Origin of the sequence: Providencia sp. PROV197 (assembly GCF_028479625.1) — a bacterium.
Classification (GTDB): domain Bacteria; phylum Pseudomonadota; class Gammaproteobacteria; order Enterobacterales; family Enterobacteriaceae; genus Providencia; species Providencia vermicola.
Genome location: NZ_JAMPNZ010000024.1, coordinates 104,929 through 122,993 on the forward strand (window position 1 = coordinate 104,929; position 18,065 = coordinate 122,993).

Genomic DNA, 18,065 nt, shown 5'->3' on the forward strand with positions numbered 1-18,065 from the left:
GAACCAACCCACCTTTAATAATAGTGCGCTTGTTGCTGCCCTAATAGCGTTGAGCGCATATCATGCCCAGTTTCATCACTGTCGTCTTCTGTACCAAACGGCCATGTCGCGCCAGAGAACGCCACCACTTGGTTTTTACCTTCTTGATTAATAATTTGGTAAAATTGAGGTAGGTTAAAATTAATGAAATTTGCACCATAGGTGAAACGGTCATGGGAAGAGGAGTAAAACTTACTCACATCACGCACTAAGTCTTCTTTTGACCCCTCGCAATGGGAATAGATTTCAACACGGTTTGCTTCATCTAAAACATAAATATTAAAGCCCGTATTGTCTGGTGTGTTTTCAAAGAAAAACTGCACAATACCTTCACTTGCATAGCCATCAACGACTGCAGGTAAATGATTATCACTTTTTGCTTGCAGTTTTACTGGCCAACCATGCAATTTATTATGCGAAATTGCACCATAGAATTCGACCGCATTTTCAAGTTTTTGTACAGAAACGTTTAGGCGCTCAAAAAACAGCCCCCATGTTTGACCCGCAATACGCAACGCTTTGAAGCGCCCTGGATCATTGCGATTACTGGATAAACGCAACTCAATACACTCAGAAACTAACTGTTGTACACGAGTACGAATCAGACCACGCAAGTGCTCACTATAACAAAAAACTTCAACAGCTTCAGGCGGTGCCGCATCTTGGTGCATCTTACCTAAGATGGTTTTTAACGCTTCTAACATGCACTGCTCACCACTGAAATGCAGAGTTCTCACCTCATTCCATGAATTGCGGTACAACAAGTCAATACTGCCGATAAGGCATTGTTGTGTCTCACCAAAGCTGAAAATATCAAGCTTTCTGAAATCCACGTGTACCACTTGTTCAGAATAAACCTGCGTTGGATCTTTTTCTAAGTTAACGATAATGGCAAGGTGGCGAATTTCACATGGGCTATACAACGCTTTTGGTGTAGGTGCAGGCAAACGGATCGGGAAGTGGCTGGAAACGTCATGCATTAACTCAAGCAGTTTTCGCTCATCACACTGGGATTTCCCATTGTGCATATACACTTGCGTGTTTTCAGTGAGTAACCCGTTGAAATACGCCCACGCCACCAACTTATTCAAGTAGCGGTTATATTCAAGAGGCTGATGACCAATAATCGCGTCAATATTTGGAGCTTGGTTATACAAATACCAACCACTGCGATTCGCGCGCCCTGCAGGTACGTAAATAAAAGTTAAGTGAGATTCACTTAAATCAGGTGAAATTTGTGGATTCACCAATGTTACTTTACCTGGTAAGGCTTCAAAAGCCGCATATAACTTACGTGTTAATACCCCAATATCCTGTGGGCTCGCACTAACACTTAAATTATTTCGACGAGCAAAACGAATAAGGTTTCGATAGCTTTGCATCATCGTATCGAGTAACTCATTGTGCGCTTCACGAACCCGTTCAATTTTCCATTGATTACGCGAATCAAGTAATGCTAAACGTTCCGCACTCCATCCCCATGACTCAACGAGTTGAGATAACACATCACGGCGCCAACCAGAGCAGGCGTTGCCATCGTCTTCAGAGAGTTTTTCACAGACTTTGAGGTAAAAACAGCGGCGGATCAAATCAAGGCGGGTAGAATCATTGATTTCAGTGAGATAACGCGTAACACGGTCTAACATCAAACAGTATGAATCTAAACCGTAGCTAACAATTTCACCTGCATGTAAATGGCGTTTAAATTCCATTGCCAGCAATTTACCATGCGGATAGTCCCAAGAATAAGACTCGAGCAAAATACTTTTCAGGACGGCCTTATAAGGGGAATCGACACTTTTATATAGCTGCCACAAGCTAGCGCCAAAGTATTCAGCAGCAGATAGCTCACCTAACCCCCCTAAATCTAACCACTCGTTGGGCGTCAACACACCTTGTGCATATAACCCAATAACGTATTCATCGTAATGTTGCTCTTCTTCGACAGGCACCATCGTCCATAGCAAACGTTTTCCTGCCATGCGCACTGCTGTGCGATAAAATTCATCTAATAACAGGATATGCTGCGTTGAGCCACAGTTTTCCCCACCAATATGCCCACTCGCATGATGACGAAAACGGTTTTCATCGATTAAAAAGATAGTGACATCAATACCTAAAGAAGCTGCCCACTGCTCAATTAATGTACATTTTTTTTGCAAAAAACGTTTTTCTTCGTGATCGAGCCATGAAGGATGACAGACCCACACATCAATATCAGAACAGTGGCTCTGCCCAACAGAAGATGTGCTGCCCATCGAATAAATTCCAGTGATAGGTAATTCACCATTTGCACTTGAATCAATAGGTAAGAAGCGTTCAAATTGCCCTAACCATTTCATCTGTTCTGTATCTGGGGAGAAAAAACACACACCATGGGGCACACTACCTTCGATAAAACCAGGCATCATTGGATGATGATAATGAAACAAGACTGGCAGCAAACTATAAACCTGAGAAAAAGTCTCGCTCATAGACGCCGTCGCGCGCTCTAACCGTAATTGGTTTATCGCATCAAGTCTTTGCTTTAAGGTTTCAATATAGAGATACAAAGGTTACGCCTGACTGTAATGAATGTAATACAAATCTGGAAATTTCCCAGCACCCAACAGATAGAGATAGATTTAAAAAAGTTTTCAAATGAATTGTCGGAAACGTGATCAATTTAACACCTTGGAGCAAAAGGGTAAAGTAGATCACATAATTTTATACGCTTATTTTTGATACAAAATGCTTTTCAACATATTGTATAAAAAGACTTTTTATTTTTTAACTCGATAGAATATCCCTTGTTTTTCAATGGAATAATATCACTCACGTGAATTGTTTAATAAAGCAACAATTCAAAACGATATTAAGTACAATACGCACAGAGCCTGTGCTTGCACGCTTCAACACAAATTTATACTGCCTTCCCTCCTGCCAACTCAATAAATAGCACGATAAGCTAAAAAAATAATCGAATAGCTATCTCAAGTCATCATCTTTTGAATCACTTTCCTGCATCATGATTACAAATATAAATCTGTTACAAATAATCTGAATGGCGATTTTGTGCCCAACTGGAAAAAAAATCCTTAACATGTTAAAACTAATGCCAATTGTATGGTTAATACACGGCAATTTTCGCCAGAGAAAACAGCAAAATGACATCAACAAATATCGTGCGTATTGCAACGCGTAAAAGCCCTCTCGCCTTATGGCAAGCGCACTTTGTCAAAGACAAATTAGAGCAGTTTCACCCTGGCTTACAGGTTGAACTTGTCCCAATGGTCACAAAGGGTGACATCATTCTTGATACCCCACTGGCAAAAGTCGGTGGGAAAGGGTTATTTGTTAAAGAACTAGAGCTTGCACTATTAGAAGGACGTGCTGATATTGCCGTTCATTCAATGAAAGACGTACCCGTTGAATTCCCTGAAGGGCTTGGTTTAGTCACTATTTGTGAACGCGAAGACCCTCGCGATGCTTTTGTGTCTCACCAATATGACAATATTGACGCTTTGCCGAAAGGCAGTATCGTTGGCACATCAAGCTTACGCCGCCAATGCCAGCTCAGAGAGCTTCGCCCTGATTTAGTCATTCGTGATTTACGCGGTAATGTGGGCACACGATTATCAAAACTTGATAACGGCGAATACGATGCCATTATCCTCGCCGTTGCTGGTTTGAAACGCTTAGGGCTTGAAGAGCGTATTCGTACTGCGCTCGAACCTGAACAATGTTTACCCGCTGTTGGTCAAGGTGCTGTTGGCATTGAATGTCGCTTGGATGATGTGGTAACCCGTGAGTTACTTGCGGTACTCAACGATGATGATACTTCTATTTGTGTACTTGCCGAACGTGCGATGAATATGCGATTAGAAGGCGGATGCCAAGTGCCTATCGGTAGCTATGCGATTTGGCAGGATGATAAAATTTGGTTGCGTGCCCTTGTCGGTGCGCCAGATGGTAGCGTAATTATTCGCGGTGAACGCCTTATCGCGCCACAAGAGGCTAGCCAAGCAGGTATTTCACTGGCTGAAGAGCTGTTAGCACAAGGCGCGAGAGAAATTTTGGCTGAGGTCTATAAAGGAAATCCACCTGCATGAGAGTCCTTGTCACACGCCCTGAGCCCGCTGGTTCAGAGCTGATAACGGCAATTACCTCAATGGGTGGGCAAGCTTATGCTGCTCCTTTAATTTGTATTGGGCCAGGTGCTGAGCTCAATACCTTAACGACCCAGCTAGATGCCTTAGAAACGAACGATCTGGTCTTTCTTTTGTCCAAAAATGCAGTCGAGTACGCAAATTTAGCACTTGAACAAATAGGACGTAGCTGGTCTGATAAGTTATCTTACTATGGAATAGGTCGTTCTACTGGGCAGTATTTTCAGCACACGACTGGGCAAATAGCACGTTGGGCTGAACATGGGGAAACCAGCGAAGTACTTCTAACGCTTCCTGAACTCCAATTTTTAGAGGGTAAACGCGCCCTTTTATTGAGGGGAAATGGTGGGCGAGAGCTTCTCGCATCCACATTACGCTCACGTGGTGCCCACGTTGATTATTGCGAATGTTACACAAGGTTGCCAGTGCATTACGACAAAACACAGTTCAATCAGAAATGGGTGCAAACCGATATTACTGATGTCGTGATCACCAGCGGGCAAATGTTAGCCTTACTTGAAGAATTAATCACCGATGAATATCGGGTATGGTGGTTTTCCCGCCGCCTGCTTGTTGTCAGTGAACGGATTGCAGATCTCGCCCGCCAAAGTGGATGGCAGAAGGTCTGTGTAGCGAATAGCGCAGATAATAATGCTTTAATTAAAGCATTAATCTCAACCGATATGGGATGCTAATTTATGACGGAACACGATAAAACAACCGAGACGGTGACGCCAAAAACAGATGAAAAATCAACAGTTCATCGCGGAACTAAGCCCTCTTCGGAACAAAAACGTTCTGGTCTCGTAGGCGGGATTATTGCGATTGCGGTTATCATCGCCATTGGTGGTGGTCTCTATTATTTCACTCAGCAAAGCAATGCAAAATTAGTCAATGAAAACAATGAACTAAAACAGCAGCTAAGTGATTTAATTGACCAGCAAAACTCAGATAGGCAACGTGTAGATGCTTTAATTGCCGCAAATAAAGATATCAAAAATCATGCACTTGAATACGAAGACAGACTAAATCGCCGTATGCAGGAGCTGCAAGCCCATGTTACGGCGCTTTCAAGTACCGATGTCAAAAGCTGGTTAATCGCCCAAGCGGATTTCATGGTAAAAATGGCTGGCCGTAAATTGTGGAATGATCATGATCCTGTTACTGCGGCTGTTTTACTAAAAAGCGCAGACTCCAGCTTAGCGGAAATGAACGACCCAAGCCTGCTTGATATTCGTAAATCCATCAATAATGACATGGCAAAACTGGCTGCAATTAACCAAATTGACTATGACGGCATTATCTTAAAATTAAACCAGCTCAGTAATGAAGTTGATAACTTACGTCTCGCGGATTTAAACAGCGGTGATGCAACAGACGACAATAACAGTGACGTGAGTGATGATATTTCCGATTGGAAACAAAACTTGTCACGTAGTTGGAAAAGCTTCACCAGTGACTTTATTACGGTCCGAGCACGTGATGGTTCAGAAGCACCATTATTAGCACCAAACCAAGATATTTATTTACGTGAAAATATTCGTTCTCAGCTTTTAATTGCCGCTCAAGCTGTTCCTCGTTACCAAGAAGAAACATATAAACAGTCATTAGAACAAGCTTCTACCTGGGTAAGGGCTTATTTTGATACTGAGGCGCCAGCTACGAAAGCTTTTTTATCCACCATTGATGAGCTCATCAATCAACCTATTGATGTTGACATGCCAGAGGCGCTCGAAAGCCAAGAAAAGCTGGAAAAACTGATGCAAACACGCGTTCGCAGTTTGCTTTCACAGTCTGAAACAAGCCCATCGACTGATGGCGCAGTTGATGCAGCAGCTGAAGCGGTAAAAGACACGACAAAAGCCGCGGAAGATGCAGTGCCTGCTACGGATGCACAAACTTCGGATACAGAGCACCCTTTTGAATCCGCAGAGCCTGCGGGCAATAGGGGGTAATGATGATTAAAGTATTAATCCTCTTTCTAGTCCTAATTGCAGGTGTGATTTTAGGGCCTCTCTTGGCAGGTCACCAAGGGTATGTCTTTATTCGTACAGATAATTATGACATCACTACCAGCGTCACGAGTTTAGTTTTAGGCTTCATCTTGCTGCAATTTGTACTGCTATTCCTTGGTTGGTGTTATCGCCGTTTTATGAGCACCACTTCACGCACGAAAGGATGGGTAAGCGGTCGTAAATACCATAAAGCCCACACTCAAACTCAAAAAGCATTGCTGAAATTAGCTGAAGGTGATTTTGAGCAAGTTGAAAAGCTGATGAGTAAGCACGCTGATTTCTCTCAGCAGCCGGTGATTAACTATTTGATGGCCGCTGAAGCGGCGCAGCAACGTGGTGATGAGTTCCGCACTCACCAGTATTTAGACCGCGCGGCTGAAGCCGCTGGTAGTGACCAACTCCCTGTCGATATTTGCCGTGTGCGTATTCAGCTTGCTGAAGGTGAAGTCCACGCTGCCCGTAATGGTATCGATAAACTAATTGATAAAGCCCCAAGGCATCCCGAAGTTCTACGCCTTGCCGAACAAGCTTACTTACGTTCAGGCGCTTACCAAGCATTAATCGAATTACTTCCCGTGATGGCAAAAGTTCAGTTTCATAATGAAGACGAGCTTGATGCATTAAAACTTAAAGCTTACAAAGGGTTAATGAACCAATGTATGGCTGAAGGTGGAAGTGATGGCCTTAAAGATTGGTGGAAATCACAACCTCGCCGTGTCCGCCATGAAACCGCACTTCAAGCCTTCTTGGCTGAACACTTGATTGAGTGTGGTGATACCAAAAGTGCAGAGAAAATGATTATTGATGGCTTAAAGCAACAATATGATGAGCGCTTACTCTTGTTAATACCAAAAGTTAACAGCGATCACCCTGAAGCTATTGAGAAAACGTTACTGCATTTGCAAAAACAAAATGGTGCCACACCTTTATTAAACAGCACACTAGGAGTTTTATCGTTACATAATGCCCAATGGGAAAAAGCAGAATCCTACTTCAAAGCAGCTTTAGCACAACGCTTTGATGTTCAAGATGCTTCATGGCTCGCCGATACCTACGATAAGCTACATAAACCAAACGAAGCCGCTAAGATCCGCCAAGAAGCCCTAACGCATTCCTTGAAACAAGAACGCACTTAGTTATTCCTCAAAATAAAAACGCCACACTCTGAAGTGGCGTTTTTATTTCGTCCTCTAACTGCCGATAAATTGACAAAAAGGGTCATTTCGCCCCACTTTGTGACTCCATTAATATCTAAAAAAGACAAATAAAGTATTATCGTCGGTATACCGCATGAAGAAATGCCTATCGCTAAAAAACATAATCAATTCATTGCAAACAAAACAAGTTCAGCTATGTCATAAAACAAACACATAGTGTATAAAACACTATATGCATTTTTGCCTTGAATGAATTTAGGAAATATATATGAATGTAGTTAAAGCTATTTGGCGCTGGATTATCGCGACACCAAACCGTTTGCAAATCTTTTTTGACCTACTTCTGTTAGTTTTATCACCTTTTGTTTTTATCATGATCATCGGCTTTAATACTGAAGACCTCAGTAAAGATATTTTCATCATTACGTTTATTATTCTTTGTTATACCTACATTACTCGCTGGCTCAGCAAATGGTTTAGCAAAGGTAAAAATTAGTCTTCCTATTTGATTTCAGCCTCTTATTCCTATAAATAAGAGGCCTACCATAAAAAATGCAAAAAAAACACCTGCACTAGGCAGGTGTAAAATACAATCAGGTCTACAGACGGATGGTGCCTCACTCAACGTTTCGCCCGTTCGTTGATGGTAAGAGGATGAGCTCTTGATCATCTAAGTTGGACAATAGGCACCGATAATCGGCTTTGCGTCATCTCTGGGTTTATGAAGCATTGCTATCATAAGAAGTGAGATGAGCATCTACATATTTAATAATGCAGGATGCGTGCCAACTTTTTCCATCATCCTATTTTTTCCCTGCTATTCCTAACGTTTCTGTATATCTTAGTTTTACGGGGTATTTTGAACCCAGAAAATTTGCACGCTCCCTTCACCTCACTTTTTTTAACCTTTAGCATGAATGAAAGCGTATTTCTTTGTCTCAATATAGAGACACCTTAACTCACTTATAAATTTAACCTTATAAATCAATAGGTAAAATGTCTCTTTTTGGCGACACAGAAGTATGGGTTTGTATAAAAATTACGACACTTATTTTTTACATAAAAAACAATGCGTTAAAGATTATGGTGTGATATAGCGAATTAATGACGTGCATGCACTCAAAAGGAACAGAAAAGAAGGGGTTTAAAAGATAGCGAGCAAGCTCGTCCAACAGTGAGTATAAAAAAATCAACATCGGGTTAAAAATGCAAAAACCCCGCTATTAAGCGGGGTTCTTTAAATTGGTCGGCGAGAGAGGATTCGAACCTCCGACCCACTGGTCCCAAACCAGTTGCGCTACCAAGCTGCGCTACTCGCCGAAATGTACTGCTTCACATTAATTTTTTTCGTGGTGCGAAAGGGGGGACTTGAACCCCCACGTCCATAGGACACTAACACCTGAAGCTAGCGCGTCTACCAATTCCGCCACCCTCGCAATGTCACAAAAAAAATGGGGTGGCTAATGGGACTCGAACCCACGACAACTGGAATCACAATCCAGGGCTCTACCAACTGAGCTATAGCCACCATAACTTCACTTTTTTCAAAGCGTTGCTATCATACTACATACAACGTCATTTTGCCAACCGTAGCGACGTGCTAAAACTGGTGCGCCCGACAGGATTCGAACCTGAGACCTCTGCCTCCGGAGGGCAGCGCTCTATCCAGCTGAGCTACGGGCGCTTAACGCCGTTGCGGGAGAGGATAGTACGGATTTATCTACCCGCTGTCTAGTCCTTTTTGAAATAAAAATATCGATTGCTTGCCTTTTATCCATTTCGCCGAGAAAGAGAGCATTTTTGCCCTCTTTTTTGCTCGACACCCATAAAAGCGCCGAGAAAATATCTTGCCTAGGCTTTTCTACTGCGGCCGTTTAACGCCTGAATTAAAAAATAAAGCAGGGAAACTGCCCCTAAAAAGAGTGCTCCGACAATTAATGACATCCGTGTATCTGGGTTTATCGCCATGCCCACTAATACACAGGCCAAAAAGAGTAACGTCGCATAGTTGACCCATGGAAATAAAATTGATTTAAACGGGTGTCCCACTAATTGTTCTTTATTTTGCTGGCGAAAACGAATTTGGCTGGTGAGCAAGACCAACCATGGTACCATTCCTGGCAAAACGCTTGCGCTGTACACGTACACAAACACTTTTTCTGGATTTGGAATAATATAATTCAAGCTAGAGCCTGCAACGAGACACAGTATTGTAAAACCAACACAACGTGCAGGAACTCCGTTTTTTGTGAGCTTCAGTAGCCCGCTGGGAAGCTGCTTATTTTGCGCTAATGCGTACAACATACGACCGCCACTGTACATCCCACTATTACACCCAGACAGCGCCGCAGTGAGTACTACAAAGTTGATCACCGCTGCCGCAGAGACAATCCCCACTTTCGCAAACGTTAAGACAAATGGACTCCCTTGCTGCCCGACTTCAGTCCACGGAAATAAGGTAACAACAATAAAAATCGCACCAACATAAAAAATCAGAATGCGCCATAAAATGTTATTGATCGCTTTTTTCAGCGTGACTTGCGGATTTTTCGCTTCGCCTGCGGTGATCCCTACTAATTCAACGCCTTGATAGGAAGCCACAACGATACACAAGGCAAATAAAAAGCCTTTCCAGCCCCCAGCAAAGAAGCCACCATGTTCCGTCAGGTTAGCCAGCCCTATCGGCTCGAAGTTATTCCCAAGGCCAAAAAAAATTAACCCTAAACCAATCAGGATCATCACCACGATGGTGGTGACTTTGATCATCGCAAACCAAAACTCTAACTCGCCATACAAACGAACGGCGGCAAGGTTGGCCAATGCGACTAAAACCACGGCAACAATGGCAAATATCCACTGAGGTACATCTGGGAACCAATATTCGGCGTAAACACCGATGGCGGTAATTTCTGAGATCCCAACAGCCACCCACATAAACCAGTAACCCCATGCGGTGAGGCACCCCCAAAATGGGCTCAGATACTTATAACCAAAAGAAGCAAACGACCCAGTGACAGGCTCCAGAAACAGCATCTCACCCATGGAACGCATGATGAAGAAAACAAAAATACCCGCAATGATGTATGCGAGCAGTACGGAAGGCCCTGCCCATTTTAGCGTACTGGCTGAGCCCATAAATAGCCCAACGCCAATTGTTCCACCTAGCGCAATAAGCTCAATATGCCGAGCTTCTAACCCGCGCTGAAGTCCCTGTTGTGGATTCCCCATAAATACCCCTGTCATCAATTATTATCGTTAAACCACAGCGTGAATTGGAACGAAATTAGTCATAATTACTGTAATTTATTAAAAACAGCCGACTTGTCGACTGAAAAGCATGTCATAGACCCAAATTATAGAGAAAAACCATGATCTACATTTATTTTTGATGAATTATAGAAATATTTGAGGAAAGAGACCAGCGAATACGCCACTGAGTGATTTTACAATCAGCAAGGAAAGATAAAAAACCTAATAAGTAAACAAAAATAAAGCGGGAAAAATCCCGCTTTATCAATACATTATTACTCGGAAATAAACTTACAGCTTACCGCCATAATAGTAGCCTAAAAACTTCAGTAATTTAAACTGACGAGTAATACGTGAAGGTTGTGATAATAAGCGATATAGCCATTCTAAGCCTAAGTTTTGCCACACTTTCGGAGCACGCTTCACGTGACCTGTAAAAACATCGTAAGTCCCGCCAACACCCATATACAGTGCGTCTGGATGAATAACGCGACAATCACGCATAAAGAGTTCTTGCTTTGGTGACCCCATCGCGACTGTGACAATTTTAGCGCCACTCGCATGAATGCGTTCAAACAAAGCACCACGGTCTTCGGCGGTAAAATAGCCATTTTGCGAACCAACAATGTTCACATTCCACTGAGCGCGCAGTTTACTTTCGGTTTGTTCGAGGATTTCTGGCTTACCACCGACTAAGAATACAGGCGTACCTTCGCGCCCAGCTCTTTCCATCAGTCCTTCCCACAAATCTGCACCTGCAACACGGGAAACCTGAGCTTCTGGGTATTTACGGCGAATAGCGCGCACAATGCTGATCCCGTCTGCGTACAGATATTCAGCTTGGCCTAATAAGGTATTTAACGCGGTGTCTTTCTCCGCAATCATCACTTTTTCCGCATTAATCGCGACCAAAGTACCCGTTTTGGTTTCACCATTCGCAAACAAATAATTCAAAAAGTGGGCCATATCTTTGAAGCCCCAAATATTATGTCCACGAATCGAATACTGAGGAACAGATGAAGATTGAGTTGATGACGGTTCCATGATGCTTCCTTAACGACTTTCACGTTGTTGGCTTCTTAAAAAAGAAGCTGTTTTTGTGCGGATAAGCCCCGCACTTTCAAATAACCAATACAGGAGTTTTGCTAGAATCAGGCATAACCCAAAAATTAAGCAGAAAAAAACCACCCGTGAGACAAAAGAATCGACGCCTTCACGCGCTAATACGATAATGTTAAAAATCGCACCGAAGCAAAATGCCTGCATAATCGCGGCCTTATAGCGGTTTGGCTCTTGCAAACTCATGCCATAAATCCAGTCAAACCACTTAATGATCAACCCCACCGCGATTGCACCGAGCGGAATGAAAATCACCCCACCCATCACCACTAATGAACCAATCAAAGTCGGTGAAATGGCTAATCCAGAATGGTTATTCAGCACTTCCCAAGTGAAGTAGTTCGCCGAGTTTAGTACGGTATCTGGTCGCTCTGGCCATACCCACGATGGGATAAACACATAAAAATCACGAATAATCGGTGCAAGTCCTTGGAAATCCATCTCATCATAATGGCTGAGTAATAAAGCGAGGTTTTCCCATGGCGAGAACGTATCTCGAGTCAGGTATAAGAAAGTGTAATACGCCTCGGAGCCGCTCACATCCAAGCCATAGCGTTTTAATGCCAGCCAGAACATCCCAACAATACTGGCGACACCTGCCGCACCCAGCATCCACAGAGTGATCCACCCCCTGACGATACCGATAAATAAAAATAGTGCGAAAGCGATGATGATATTCGCCCTTGTCCCACCCACAATAACATAGGTTAAAAAACCAAAAGCTACGGTGCTGACAAGGAAGAAAATCCAGCGTTTTTGTGTTGGTCGCAGAAAATACACAATCAGCATGGCAGGAATAAAGAAGTAGAAAAACCGCTTCAATGCGACCCCTGAAACTTGGCTGGAGAAAATTTGGCTGTAGGATTTCAGCTTGAATAGTAAAAAACCGTTCTGCATGAAGAAAATACCTACCGTCACTACCGCAATAGCGATTAATAACATGCAAGTGAGATTGGTTTCGACTTTGTTCATACTAAACAGCGCACGCCGTGAAGTCTCCACTTTGCGCGATAGCCGCGTTTTATAAGCCACGTAATAAATGGCATAAAAACTGGTCGCCGCAAGCTGCGCATACAAGAGATAATCGGCTGTCACAACCGCCACATCAAACTGGAACACTAAGGCGCAGGTTAACGGAAAACCAAAATAAAATGTCAATAAATACAACATTGAAAAGAAAATGTTGAAGTTAAAGCGGACACGTAAAAACTCTTTATAGAGCAAAGTGCCAATAAAGATGATTGATATCAGGTAGACCAACGCTAAGCCACCTAACTCCATTAGCGTCATGCTCGCCCCTCCGCGATACTGAGAATGGTTTTCCACCCCTCAGTAAAGTTTGGAGCAAAAAATTCGATATTAGCTTTATCCAACAAAGCCATTTGACGCTGCGCTTCATCCACCAGCGAGGTCGTCAATTCATCACCATAAAAAAATACAGGCACGTTTTGTGCCGTTAAATCCTGCCAAAACGTATTTTGGCGGCTGATCACAAATGGGATGCCAAATTGAATTAATAAACAAACCGTCCCAACACCTTGCTGGCGATTAAAAATGAAATAGCCGAGATCGCAGGTCTTCAACACGTTAAGATAATCACTGAATTCCATACGCTCTTTAAGGATTTCTACCTGGCCCGCTGCAAATTGGCTATTTGCCGCGTCTTCCACGTGTTGAATATAAACGTGGTTGTTCGCAGGATACCCCATTGGGATAATCACGCGAGCCTTATCACCAAACTGCTGTTTAATCGCAATCAGAGCCTCTACATGGCGATTAGAGCGATCACCTGAGTTACCGAGCAAGATAGTCAATTGCTCGCCTTCACGTGGCTTACGTTCGCTTATCGTTAAAGCAGGATCCATCCGTGTTGGAAAATACAGCACTGAAGCAGGCACTTTCGGGTTCGACTGGTGGAAATAACATAAATCGCCACGCGTCGCACAAACATGCCCAACTTTTTTTTGCGCTAAGCGGCGTAAAACATAAAACAGTTTAAATTTCAGTGAATTGGATTCTTCGTACAGGTCCGCACCCCAGATATGCCACCAAAATTGATGAGGTTTGATTTGGCCAAATAACAGTGCCAGCCAAATCGGTGCATTAAATTGCCCATGGAAGAAGAAACGGGTACGGCGATCTGCTTTCGCCCGCTTGATCACACTATTTGCAATGGCTTTTTTACTCTCAAAAATATCAATTTCGAGCTGCGGATAAGCGTCAGCAAGCCTCGCATCATCGCTTACGACCATAAAATGCAGTTTTTGTGACGGCGCCATTTCCTGGCTAATTACGCTATTAAAAAACGTCAAAACCGTCTGATTATGGTGTGGGAGGTTCGATCCCAGTACATGTATTAAGGTTGTCATGCTCGCCTACGGTAAATCAAAAATACGCAACAACATAAAATAAAGTATACGATATAAGTAGCCATATAGGCCTGTGTCGCACCAACTGCGCCATGCTCAGGAATAAGCCAGTGAGCAAAACCCATCAGCAACACAAATTGACTCACTTCTGTCAGAACATAAAAACGCAATGCGGCTTTGGCTATCACCAAATAACCAAACACATATGCGCCAACTTTCAGGACATCCCCCACCAATTGCCAAGCAAAAAGGTCTCTCATTCCTGTAAACTTCTCAGAAAATAGCAGCCAAATGGCAAAATCACGCAGGAGCCAAACCATAAAACTGGCCACCGCGACAGCGGGTAAGACAAATTTTAATGCTTTGATAATTTCAGATGAAATTTCGCTTTTATGCTGTAAACGGGAAAGTGTTGGCAGCAAATACACTGAAAATGATGCGGTAATAAACTGCAAGTAAGCATCTGAAATGGTGCTAACCCCCGCCCATAACCCGACATCATCCCAACTATAACGCTCCGCCAATAGATTTCGCATCACGATATAAGCAACAGGTAATGTCACTGACGTTAATAGCGCCATAACAGTGAATTTACCTAAATGCGTTGCAATGGCTTTGTCCCACGCGGGTTTAAGCATTGACAGTGCAAATTGTTTACGGCGAATAATCATCAAGCCTGCGGGCAGGACAACTAAGGCTGGTACAAGGGCTAAGCCTGCAAGCGCACCTTCATATCCTCCCAAGGTATAGCACAAATAATAGGCAACAACACCCACTAAGCTCCCTAAAATGATAGCTTGAGCGTTACCCGATGCGTCTCGATAACCTTTTAGGATGGCTAAAAAGTAGTTTGCGTAGGCTATCCCCATCTGAATAAAAGCCACAGCATAAATCACAGAGGCGTAATCAGGACTATCAAATAATACCTGACTAATAGCACCACTGAATAATAAGAAAACAATGGCTAACAGCGTTGAAAAGCCGAGGATTAGCGTTGATGATGTCCCTAAAACAGCACGAAGCTTGACGGGGTCTTGATGGTGCTCTGCCACATACTTTGTGACACCATTGAAAATCCCCGCACCAGACAATACACCCAGAACGGTGATCAATTGGCGGAAGTTCCCCGCCAACCCAACACCGCTCGGGCCAAATGCAATCGCCAGTAATTTAACGATAAGCAGGCCTGCCCCGATTTTAATCAGGGTAGACCCAGCAGTCCAAACAGAGGCTCTAGCTAACGACATTAGGCAAAGAACGCCTTAATCTGTTCGATAACTGTTTGTTGTTCTGCATCCGTCATGTTGTAGAACATCGGCAAACGCACCAGTCGGTCACTTTCTTTCGTAGTGTATTTGTCTTCACCATGGAAGCGACCAAACTCCAGCCCCGCAGGACTTGTGTGTAGTGCAACGTAGTGGAATACAGTTAAAATACCGTGAGATTTCATAAACTCATTGAATTCAGTACGTTCTTCCACATCCTTCAATTTGATGTAGAACATATGGGCGTTGTGCACTAAACCTTCAGGCACAGTCGCTAATACTAAACGGCCTGCATCCGCCAGCGGTTGCAACGCTTCGTAGTAACGTTTCCATAGCAATAAACGGCGTTCGTTGATTTTGTCTGCTTCTTCCAATTGAGCCCACAGGTAAGCCGCTTGTAAATCAGACAACAGGTAGCTTGAACCGATATCACGCCATGTGTATTTATCCACTTGTCCGCGGAAGAATTGGCTACGGTTTGTCCCTTTTTCACGGATCACTTCAGCACGGCTGATTAAGTCTTTATCGTTGATTAACGTCGCGCCACCTTCCCCACCGGAAGAGTAGTTTTTGGTTTCATGAAAACTGTAACAACCAATGTGGCCAATTGTCCCTAAAGCCTTGCCTTTATAGGTTGACATCACGCCTTGTGCCGCATCTTCAATGACGAATAGGTCATGTTTTTTGGCAATATCCATGATGGTGTCCATTTCACAGGCAACCCCTGCGTAGTGAACAGGCACAATCGCACGCGTACGCTCAGTAATCGCCGCTTCGATTTTCGTTTCATCAATATTCATCGTATCTGGACGGATATCAACGAACACAATTTTCGCGCCGCGCAGAACAAATGCGTTTGAGGTTGATACAAAGGTAAAGCTCGGCATGATCACTTCATCGCCAGGCTTAATATCAATCAGGATTGCCGCCATTTCTAATGACGCGGTGCAAGATGGTGTTAACTGCACTTTTGGGCAATTAAAACGTTTTTCCATCCACTCTTCACAACGTTTTGTGAAACCACCATCACCACACAGCTTGCCACTTTCCATGGCTTGTCTCATATACTCTAATTCAGTGCCTACAACGGGTGGTTTATTAAATGGAATCATGTTGTCCCCTGTATAACCAATAGGCGGTACTGGCAATCGCCGCACCGCTACGTGAATAAAGATTTAATGCCGCAACATTGCTGATTTGGGTGGCAACATTTAACTGTCTTTTTTGGTGTTGCACACACCAGTCGAATGCCGCAGACATTAACTTGCGACCTATTCCTCGCCCTTGCGCTTCAGGTACTTTCGCTAAAAGCCCGATGCGTGCAGTATCATCATCAATATGGCGCAAACTCACAAAACCTAAAATGCGGTCAGAGGCGTCTTTGACTAATAAGCAAGTATGGTCAAACGTACCAAGCACGGCTTTTTCTATCCACAACGCGTAAAACCGCCCGCTGTCCCCTTCACGATACCAAGGCGCGCGAAAACGGCTATTACTAAAGACAGAGGCAGCTGCTTGTTGCAGTAAAGGGACGTCATCCACTTGCGCCGCAACGATGCTATCTGCCACCGTTAACCCCGCCTTTAGATAAGCATTTTCTGTGCCAATAGTGAGGGCAAAATCAATTTCACCTTCGACAAATGCAAACCCCATACTGGTTAAGTCATCAATCAATAACGTTTCAGATGCTGCAACCTTGGCTTGGATGATATCGTACGCATCCATTTGATAAGCAAGGACAGTTTCGAGGTTCTCCCCCGAGAAATTTAATTTTGCGGTTGAGCGATGAAAGAAGTCGCTCTCCCACTGCAAACCATCAATACTGGCGCGGACGGACACGGAGTAAATCCTCTAAATATTGCCCATAACCGGTTTTCTTCAGTTGCTGCGCGGAAGCTGCGACTTGTTCGTCGGTTAGCCAACCATTACGCCATGCGATTTCTTCTAAGCAGGCAACTTTAAAACCTTGTCGTTTTTCAACGGTTTGTACAAATGTACCTGCCTCAATCAAGCTGTCGTGGGTGCCCGTATCCAACCAAGCAAAACCACGGCCAAGCAGTTCAACATTTAACTGCCCGCGCTCTAAATACATTTGATTGATAGACGTAATTTCTAATTCACCGCGTTCAGATGGCTTGACTTGCTTAGCAAATTCAACCACTTGAGAGTCGTAGAAATATAACCCTGTTACCGCCCAGTTTGATTTCGGTTTTGTCGGTTTTTCTTCGATAGATAACGCTTTAAAATTATCATCAAACTCCACCACACCAAAGCGCTCTGGGTCCATGACTTGGTAGCCGAATACCGTTGCCCCATGGGGGCGTTCTGCGACTGATTTCAGTTTCGGGCTAAACGAATGACCAAAGAAAATGTTATCCCCTAAGACTAAACAACAGCTATCACCATTGATAAATTCTTCACCAATAATAAAGGCTTGTGCTAATCCATCTGGTGATGGCTGCTCTGCATAACTCAGTTCAATACCAAACTCATGTCCATCCCCCAATAGGCGCTTGAACATCGGTAAATCATCGGGAGTCGAAATAATTAAAATTTCGCGAATACCCGCTAACATCAAGACAGAAAGCGGGTAATAAATCATTGGCTTATCATAGATAGGCAATAATTGTTTAGAAATACCACGGGTAATTGGGTGTAAACGCGTTCCCGATCCCCCCGCTAAAATAATACCTTTCATGGTTTC

The 18,065-nt window shown here is 43.5% G+C and carries 14 protein-coding genes and 4 tRNA genes; 5 read left to right on the forward strand and 13 right to left on the reverse strand.

Going from position 1 to position 18,065, the window contains the following annotated elements:
- Window positions 1-14 precede the first annotated feature (14 nt).
- A complete protein-coding gene (locus tag PR808_RS14730; RefSeq protein WP_206083099.1) occupies window positions 15-2,591 on the reverse strand; it encodes a class I adenylate cyclase in 2,577 nt (858 codons plus the stop codon).
- Between the two features lie 594 nt (window positions 2,592-3,185).
- Here PR808_RS14730 and hemC point away from each other — a divergent pair.
- From hemC to PR808_RS14755, 5 genes are all read left to right on the forward strand, one after another.
- Window positions 3,186-4,130, forward strand: coding sequence for a hydroxymethylbilane synthase (gene hemC / locus PR808_RS14735; RefSeq protein WP_272539556.1), 945 nt, complete (start codon window positions 3,186-3,188; stop codon window positions 4,128-4,130).
- Window positions 4,127-4,882, forward strand: coding sequence for a uroporphyrinogen-III synthase (locus PR808_RS14740; protein ID WP_206083094.1), 756 nt, complete (start codon window positions 4,127-4,129; stop codon window positions 4,880-4,882). The genes hemC and PR808_RS14740 overlap by 4 nt, the downstream gene beginning before the upstream one ends.
- Window positions 4,883-4,885: 3 nt before the next feature.
- A complete protein-coding gene (gene hemX, locus PR808_RS14745) occupies window positions 4,886-6,142 on the forward strand; it encodes a uroporphyrinogen-III C-methyltransferase (protein ID WP_272539557.1) in 1,257 nt (418 codons plus the stop codon).
- A 2-nt stretch (window positions 6,143-6,144) separates the two neighbouring features.
- Window positions 6,145-7,338 carry a protoheme IX biogenesis protein HemY gene (gene hemY, locus PR808_RS14750; protein ID WP_206083090.1) on the forward strand — a complete coding sequence of 398 codons (1,194 nt, stop codon included), beginning with the start codon at window positions 6,145-6,147 and terminating at the stop codon, window positions 7,336-7,338.
- A 289-nt stretch (window positions 7,339-7,627) separates the two neighbouring features.
- Window positions 7,628-7,855, forward strand: coding sequence for a hypothetical protein (locus tag PR808_RS14755; RefSeq protein WP_206083089.1), 228 nt, complete (start codon window positions 7,628-7,630; stop codon window positions 7,853-7,855).
- Window positions 7,856-8,602: 747 nt separating this feature from the next.
- On the opposite strand, the gene PR808_RS14760 is transcribed toward PR808_RS14755, so the two are convergent.
- From PR808_RS14760 to rfbA, 12 genes are all read right to left on the reverse strand, one after another.
- A tRNA-Pro gene (locus PR808_RS14760) sits at window positions 8,603-8,679 on the reverse strand.
- Window positions 8,680-8,709: 30 nt separating this feature from the next.
- Window positions 8,710-8,795 (reverse strand) — tRNA-Leu (locus PR808_RS14765).
- A 16-nt stretch (window positions 8,796-8,811) separates the two neighbouring features.
- Window positions 8,812-8,887 (reverse strand) — tRNA-His (locus PR808_RS14770).
- A gap of 79 nt (window positions 8,888-8,966) precedes the next feature.
- A tRNA-Arg gene (locus tag PR808_RS14775) sits at window positions 8,967-9,043 on the reverse strand.
- Between the two features lie 167 nt (window positions 9,044-9,210).
- On the reverse strand, window positions 9,211-10,587 hold the full coding sequence (gene thrP / locus PR808_RS14780) for a bifunctional threonine/serine APC transporter ThrP (protein ID WP_206083087.1): 1,377 nt from the start codon (window positions 10,585-10,587) through the stop codon (window positions 9,211-9,213).
- A gap of 312 nt (window positions 10,588-10,899) precedes the next feature.
- Window positions 10,900-11,652: a lipopolysaccharide N-acetylmannosaminouronosyltransferase gene (gene wecG / locus PR808_RS14785; RefSeq protein WP_206083085.1), complete on the reverse strand. Its 753-nt coding sequence runs from the start codon at window positions 11,650-11,652 to the stop codon at window positions 10,900-10,902.
- Window positions 11,653-11,661: 9 nt separating this feature from the next.
- Window positions 11,662-13,017 (reverse strand): ECA oligosaccharide polymerase, encoded by a 1,356-nt coding sequence (gene wzyE, locus PR808_RS14790; RefSeq protein ID WP_206083083.1) that lies wholly within the window; start codon window positions 13,015-13,017, stop codon window positions 11,662-11,664.
- A complete protein-coding gene (locus tag PR808_RS14795) occupies window positions 13,014-14,096 on the reverse strand; it encodes a TDP-N-acetylfucosamine:lipid II N-acetylfucosaminyltransferase (RefSeq protein ID WP_206083082.1) in 1,083 nt (360 codons plus the stop codon). The genes wzyE and PR808_RS14795 overlap by 4 nt, the downstream gene beginning before the upstream one ends.
- Window positions 14,093-15,343: a lipid III flippase WzxE gene (gene wzxE, locus PR808_RS14800; RefSeq protein ID WP_272539558.1), complete on the reverse strand. Its 1,251-nt coding sequence runs from the start codon at window positions 15,341-15,343 to the stop codon at window positions 14,093-14,095. Before wzxE ends, PR808_RS14795 begins: the two co-directional genes overlap by 4 nt.
- Window positions 15,343-16,473 carry a dTDP-4-amino-4,6-dideoxygalactose transaminase gene (gene rffA, locus PR808_RS14805; RefSeq protein WP_206083080.1) on the reverse strand — a complete coding sequence of 377 codons (1,131 nt, stop codon included), beginning with the start codon at window positions 16,471-16,473 and terminating at the stop codon, window positions 15,343-15,345. Before rffA ends, wzxE begins: the two co-directional genes overlap by 1 nt.
- Window positions 16,460-17,200, reverse strand: coding sequence for a dTDP-4-amino-4,6-dideoxy-D-galactose acyltransferase (rffC, locus tag PR808_RS14810; protein ID WP_206083079.1), 741 nt, complete (start codon window positions 17,198-17,200; stop codon window positions 16,460-16,462). The genes rffA and rffC overlap by 14 nt, the downstream gene beginning before the upstream one ends.
- Complete coding sequence (gene rfbA, locus PR808_RS14815) at window positions 17,178-18,059, reverse strand: glucose-1-phosphate thymidylyltransferase RfbA (RefSeq protein WP_272539559.1); 882 nt, start codon at window positions 18,057-18,059, stop codon at window positions 17,178-17,180. Before rfbA ends, rffC begins: the two co-directional genes overlap by 23 nt.
- Window positions 18,060-18,065: the final 6 nt, after the last annotated feature.